This is a genomic window from Psychrobacter sp. Ps1 (assembly GCF_022129425.1).
In the GTDB taxonomy this organism is placed as follows: Bacteria; Pseudomonadota; Gammaproteobacteria; order Pseudomonadales; family Moraxellaceae; genus Psychrobacter.
In genome coordinates this window covers 1-6415 of the sequence record NZ_JADQAN010000040.1, presented here as the reverse complement: position 1 = coordinate 6415, position 6415 = coordinate 1, and the positions used below count along the sequence as shown (strand labels likewise).

The 6415-nt window shown below is 39.2% G+C and carries 7 protein-coding genes and 1 pseudogene; 5 read left to right on the top strand and 3 right to left on the bottom strand.

Features of this window, described 5'->3' with window-relative positions; translation table 11 throughout:
* Nucleotides 1–181: 181 nt before the first annotated feature.
* The 3 genes from I3249_RS12765 to I3249_RS12760 all read left to right on the top strand — a co-directional run bounded on the left by I3249_RS12765 (nucleotide 182) and on the right by I3249_RS12760 (nucleotide 1024).
* The gene (locus I3249_RS12765; RefSeq protein WP_156916082.1) at nucleotides 182–343 is read left to right on the top strand and encodes a hypothetical protein; all 162 of its coding nucleotides are present in this window, start codon (nucleotides 182–184) and stop codon (nucleotides 341–343) included.
* Nucleotides 344–436: 93 nt separating this feature from the next.
* Nucleotides 437–571: a hypothetical protein gene (locus tag I3249_RS13105; protein ID WP_269137264.1), complete on the top strand. Its 135-nt coding sequence runs from the start codon at nucleotides 437–439 to the stop codon at nucleotides 569–571.
* Between the two features lie 33 nt (nucleotides 572–604).
* On the top strand, nucleotides 605–1024 hold the full coding sequence (locus I3249_RS12760; protein ID WP_227674888.1) for a hypothetical protein: 420 nt from the start codon (nucleotides 605–607) through the stop codon (nucleotides 1022–1024).
* A 184-nt stretch (nucleotides 1025–1208) separates the two neighbouring features.
* On the opposite strand, the gene I3249_RS12755 is transcribed toward I3249_RS12760, so the two are convergent.
* Nucleotides 1209–2792 (bottom strand): Fic family protein, encoded by a 1584-nt coding sequence (locus tag I3249_RS12755; protein ID WP_238070205.1) that lies wholly within the window; start codon nucleotides 2790–2792, stop codon nucleotides 1209–1211.
* A 477-nt stretch (nucleotides 2793–3269) separates the two neighbouring features.
* Nucleotides 3270–3689, bottom strand: a complete 420-nt coding sequence (locus I3249_RS12750; protein WP_062846051.1) for a PPC domain-containing protein — start codon at nucleotides 3687–3689, stop codon at nucleotides 3270–3272.
* A gap of 253 nt (nucleotides 3690–3942) precedes the next feature.
* Here I3249_RS12750 and I3249_RS12745 point away from each other — a divergent pair, with 253 nt between their 5' ends.
* Nucleotides 3943–4389: a hypothetical protein gene (locus I3249_RS12745; protein ID WP_025651568.1), complete on the top strand. Its 447-nt coding sequence runs from the start codon at nucleotides 3943–3945 to the stop codon at nucleotides 4387–4389.
* A 318-nt stretch (nucleotides 4390–4707) separates the two neighbouring features.
* Here the strand turns inward: I3249_RS12745 and I3249_RS12740 are convergent.
* Nucleotides 4708–5046: pseudogene (locus tag I3249_RS12740) on the bottom strand (DDE-type integrase/transposase/recombinase); the annotation flags it as partial.
* Nucleotides 5047–5061: 15 nt separating this feature from the next.
* On the opposite strand from I3249_RS12740, the gene I3249_RS12735 reads away from it, so the two are divergent.
* Nucleotides 5062–5520 carry a DIP1984 family protein gene (locus I3249_RS12735; RefSeq protein ID WP_025651570.1) on the top strand — a complete coding sequence of 153 codons (459 nt, stop codon included), beginning with the start codon at nucleotides 5062–5064 and terminating at the stop codon, nucleotides 5518–5520.
* The last annotated feature ends 895 nt before the right edge of the window (nucleotides 5521–6415 follow it).

The window sequence follows — 6415 nt, the reverse complement described above, 5'->3', positions numbered from 1 at the left end:
GTATTTCTCGCATCGTCTCAATAGATGCGGTATTGTAACTATTATTTAGGGCTTATCCAATTGAAGACACGCCCTAGTAGATACTTTCAATACTAAAGACCAGCAAAAAAACGATCAACTGTTATCAGTTGCTCATTTATCTGAAAGAGATAGGCCATTAGAAAATGAAAACCATATTAGTATGCCTGATAAGCATGCTTTTGCAGCGGCCCTTGAATTGAATGGTATTAGAACAAAACAAAATAACGAGAGCCGGACCAACCTTAAAGAGAATAAAGATGAGCATCAAGAAGGTAGCTCTCAGGTAAGTCTTCACTCTGAAAATAATAATGGAGGGTTGTAGACTTGTGGCACAACTCTTTGTGTATGACGAACTGATGGTCAATCCATCTGATCTCTACTATCAAATCCGTAGTAACAAACTTCGCGGATTTTAGTGACGCAGTCTGACAGTAAAAATCAAACTACACCTATCTTGGCGATACACTATCTCATTTTTCAAACCCACGAAGGCGATGTGATTTTGGTTGAGCAGTTTGACCGCTTAGCACGTTTGAAACAAGCTGATTAGGTTACTCTCAAAAGAATGCTATCAGAGAAAAAGTTGGCAGTCGTATCAAAAGAGCTGCCGACCTCACATATGGCGCTTCAATCTGAGAATAGCACTGAATTTATGAGTAGCGTGTTGCAAGCCATCAATTCAATGTTACTTGATATGCTCGCTGCTATTAGAAAGGACTATGAAGATCGGCGTAACCGTCAGATGCAAGGTATTGCTCGTGCTAATACAGAAGATAAGTATTCAGGACGTATGAAAGATTCCGAGAAACGTAAGATTATCGCTAACCTCCTAAAATCTGGACATAGCTATACTGAAATGCAAGCTACGGCTAAGTGTTTTCGTCAACTGATAGCTGTTGTAGCTATAAAAATGGGTCGATACTCAAATACTCAAATACTCAAATACTCAAATACTCAAATACTCAAAATTATTTTGAGGATCTGTAATAACCTTGTCAAATAAAAATGGTCTGTTATTAGAGTTCCTCTAATATATTCTGTTTAAGTAAGAAAAATATTGATTACGTTTCAGGTTGCAGTATTTTAGCCGAATCTTTTATAAACGAATCATTATCGCAACGATGATACTAATACTAGCTTGAGCTTGATTATCAAGGCAGATTTTCCTGCGTATAGCAGGATTTGTTCTAACTATTCAAACCATTTGCTTCATCTTTAAAGGTCTCTACAACGACAGAGAAAATGTCATCCCAAACTGCCTCATTTGCTAAAAAAGGATAGTCCTTAAGTAGCTTATTACTCTTAGTGCCTTTATTTTGTAGCATACTGCGAATGATTCTATCGGCATAGCTGTTGGGCATCTCAACAATCTCTTTTATCGCCAATCGTGCATAGTCATGCTTTCTTAGGTACTGTGACTCGTTATGCATCTCTTTTTCAATAACGTGAGCAATGAGTCCTGATAAGTACTGAACGTGAGGCGTTAGATCCATAAAGCGCCATGCAGGTTGAATGAGGTGAGTGTTTTCAAAATTTAAGTTTGAGCGAATACCATCAGGGTAAGTAACCGCCTGTTTATCAAAGCTGTAATGATCACGGATTTGCTCCATAAGTGGCACGGATACACGGTCTAAAATTTTATCATACGCATGACGGTCTGAGGGATGCTCAGCGATGGCTTGCGATATAGGTAGGATAATCGGCTCATGAATGACCTGGTCGCGTCTGAGTACATCGTTAATTAAGAAGCGATGTACTCGGCCATTGCCATCAGCCAGCGGATGAATATACACAAAAGCAAAGGAAGCAACCGCACTACGTATCAGTGCCGATTGTCCCTCGGTCTTTTCCATAAATGCCAGTAACCCTTTGAGCTTTTCAGCAATGTCATCAGCAGGTGGCGCGATATAGTGCACAATCTCTTTAAAGCCATTGACCTGAGTATGCGACACAAAAACTGGTGATTGACGGACACCATACTGCTGGATAACCGTTTTGCTGCCGAGTATCTCTTGTTGCAGCTCTGCTAGTGATTCAGGATCAAGCGGGATATCGCCCTTGCCGGTACGCCTTGCCATTACATCGGCGAAACGTTCAATACGTTTTAACTCTTTCCCTTCACCTTCTATAGTAAAACTGGCTTTACTCTCTCGTAATGTCATCCATACGGAGGCACGCATCAGTAAGTCTTGCCCAAATTCATCGTTCAGCTTGTCAACCATTGTGGCAATATCGAGTGCAGCGGCTTTCGTAAATGCCTCTGTTTTCACCAGTTGAGGACAGAAATGACGGGTTCCTGCAAGATTGTCATTGATACGCCAACGAGCATTCTTTATGACATGCGCAGGGCTTGAAGTAACCTGCTTCTTAGCATCTAAAGCGTCCACATAGTTACCGCCTAAATTACTCGGTACTGCTAACTGCTGACCCATGAGCCATTCATACAAGAAAGCCATTCTACGGGCATAGCTGCCTGTGGGCTCAGCGTTTACCCATGCTTGTACGTCATTAGCCCCTATCTGCTCAAACAAACGAGTCAGTAACTCTAAACTCAGTACTTCATGACGTATGTGAAACTGTAAGTGCGCAATAATTGTGTCCAGTGGACGCGCAGTTTCCTGATAAGCGTTATGAATGACGTCACCGTCTTTATAGGTTTGTCTGCGCCCACCGATACTGCTGCTGACATATAAAGGGACAACCAGCTCGATGCTTGCATGACGGATAAGCCATGCTGCGCCAATAGGGTCTGAGGTAGGGGTGTTTATCATGAGTGGCTCAAGCGATTATAGATAAGCCATTTTGCAGAAAATCGATTATGAATGCAAGATAATGGTTATTATCAAGCCTTACTGCATTAAATCGATTTTTATATGACGTTGTGATACCTGTAAATAAAGATCAAAAGGCGTATTGAGTGGATATAATGAGTTCAAATTGAATGAGGTAAATACACCGTTCTTAACATAGCTACGTAGTAATAGAGTACCCATTTCTGTAAATAATGCGGTAATCCCCCACATCAATACTTATCAAAAAAATACAGCAATTATAAGCATTACAACATTTTGGCAAACCTAATCGAAAGAAGGATTGCTAATAACAGAATTAGACCGATTATCCATAATGATTGTAAGAGAAATTTTTTATCATCCATAATTGAGACCATCCCAGATTCTGTGTAACTGACGTTTAGATTAAATACTTACACAAAATTTAGGAAGGTCTCCATTATTAAGCTTATATACCTATAGAATAGATAGTTCTAGCCAATATGGAGGTGTTTTTCCTTTAGAAGCTTGAGAACGTGGCTGAAGAATACGCAATTCATATTTACCTGAATATGGAAGCTTGTAATAACCTTGGTTATCTAGTTCAGAGGAATATTCTCCTACATTGACAGAATCTGATAAATTCTTATTAAATAAATAAGAATCTACATTCCCTCCCGTTGTTTTAACAGAAAGCTTTTGGTTCTTTTTGGCATAAAATGTATAGGAATCGTACTTACTACCCTTTAATTTCCCATAATAGTTAGCTGAACTAGCGCCTTTTTTAAATTGAACATCAACAGTTTTAGCCACTGCATCTGAAGATGCGGCCATTACTGTAGGACTTACCATTAGAACAGGAAGCGCAATTAGAATAGCAGCAGTTAAGTTTTTCATATTTTAAACACTCAAACAGTAAAAAAACGATTTTATCTTACTCCACACTGTCAACCTTTATAGATATGTTATATTAGTATTACTAATATAGAGAGTACGTTGGTAAGTTACTGAATAAGGCCACCTGTAACGACCCTAACTTCTAGTTCTACCGTAAACCTACCTATGGTAGTAAAAACCTGAATTTCATCACGTAAACAAAGAGAACACTGCTAAATAGTGGTGTTCTCTTATTATATTTAAAGGAAAAATTATGCGTTCTTTGCTTCTAACTACAATGTGCTTAACGGGCAGCTTAGCTCTAGTGGCTTGTAATAACCATCGTGCCGACACCACGGATCTGAGTAAGCAGCCTACAATAGAAGTGCCGGTAGCGTCAGCGGCATTTACTGCTTTTGGAAACACCGCTAAAGAAAAAATTTGGCGAATAGTGATTGAAGGAAATGAGCTAAGTATAGAGGCGAATTTCTTAAAGCCAACGACAGCAACAGTTATCGTGGTGGGTTCTGGTTCTGTCAATACTGAAGGTGTCGAATACGCGAGTACTATCAATGGACAGCCTATTGTTGTGAATATAAAAAATAACCTTTGTATCGATGACAATGGCTATCAAAATGAACTTACTGCAATATTAACTTACGCAGGCGAAGTATATCAGGGTTGTGCCGTTGCCGGTGCAATAGAAATTGCGCCCACATAGAAGATAAGCCTAACCTATGAATAAACCATTGAAAAAATTTAGCCTAGTATTCTTACCATCATTTTTGTGGGTCGTATTAACTGGGCTAGGATTTGGCTCTCAAAGTCTATCTAATTTGATTGAAATTATAGGAATTTTTATAGTATCTGTGCTGTGTTTATTTATCCCAGAACGATTTATAAAATATCAACACCTTCTTCTAATACTCTTAATAATCACTGCCTTAGTGCGTTTTTTAACCCCATATATACCGGAATAATATTAAACCAGTTGGCTATCTGAACCGCCCCGACTATATCGGAGAGCGTTTTATTTGAGTCAGGCAACTTTGCCTGACTCATTAAGACTATCATAATATTGCTTTTCAAACTCAAAAGGTGATACATAACCAATCGTACTATGCATTATCATATGAATTACCCGCGTTCCAACAAAGGTAATAACGCCAGAATCAGCCATCTGATCAGTATAACGAATAGATAAATACTGAACGCCTCTATCACTACGATGAATAACGTCTTTTGGGTTGTTTCTGTCTGCAATGGCTTGATTTAACGCTGCCATCATCATATCGATGTTCATACGATTAGACACCTTCCAGCCAACAATACTACGGACAAACACATCTATAATAAACGCAGTATACTAATAAGGTGTTAAAAGGAGCTAAAAATGAAACTCGCAGAAGCCCTACTTATTCGTAGCGATATGCAAAAAAAACTTGCTCAAATTAAAGGACGTATTCGTAGTAATGCTAAAGTTCAAGAAGGCGATACGCCAAATGAAGATCCAAGTCATCTAATGATTGAGGCTAGTCAAGTCATTACTGAGCTATCTACTTTGATTGAACGTATTCACCGTACCAATGCAGTTGCTAAGACGGATAAAGATCAATCAATGCTGACGCTATTGGTTGAACGCGAGGCGTTGGAGATGCGCCACAAACTATTAATTGAAGCAATTGAAGCGACCGACACTGAGGCAGATCGTTATAGTCATCGTGAAATTAAATGGAATATTATGGTCTCAGTAGCTGGGTTACAAAAGCAAGCCGATGACCTGGCGATGAAACTACGCAAAATTAATATTGTCATTCAAGCCAATAACTGGCAAATTAACCTTGTTGAATAAGATTTGTAGACTACTAAATTTATAATTTTCTATTCTTATAGTCATAAATGAATAGAACCACCTATTGGAACCGATTGGGCGAGTGTCAGACCCCTTACCTACACAACAGGGGGTTGAAAACATACTGTAGTGTTTGTCATGCGTTGCGGGTAGACGCTTTTTTTACTACTTATGCCCCGAACACGTCACAGCTCACAAGGTACTACTTAGACCTTACTACCAGATACTGACAGTCGGTTTCAACTTTACGTTTAATGCCTCTTGATACGCCGATTATCAAGAGCGTCATCTACGAGTACTACGCATTTACCAAACTCAACACCCCGTGTTAAACCTCTCTAATCCACGACTCCATTCAAGTCCTCACTAGGGTACCGAACCAGTGAAATCGGTTTATCATAGGCATACTTACAATAGATTATAGGCGTAATAATAGTACGCTTGAAGTGGTTTTACTGCATTAGTCTATTTTAAACGGTCTATCAATGGGCTTAAAGGGTGATATAGCTGTTTCCACTCGGGTATACCCGAAATGAATCAGTAACTTAATGCCAGATTGAGAAGCTTTTCCTAAAAACTGTGTAACTGCTTATAATCCAATAGCAGGAGAATAAGCAATGACTACTCAATCTGACATTAAAAAACTGGCTGAGCAAATGGCCAGCAGCATGAGCAGCTTAAAAGTTTGAGAAAAAGGTGTGTTATTTAAAGTCTTATCTACTACAGCTCCATAGCTATACTGGAAGTTATTTAACCTGCGCTGTTTCTAATAAACTGCCATCTTTATCGAATAAGCAGTCGACGATAATGAGCGGAGCCGCATACAAGAGCTTGAGCGAGAAGTCAGACAGCTTAAGATAGAGAAAGATATCCTAAATGAGGAGGGATTAAGCGA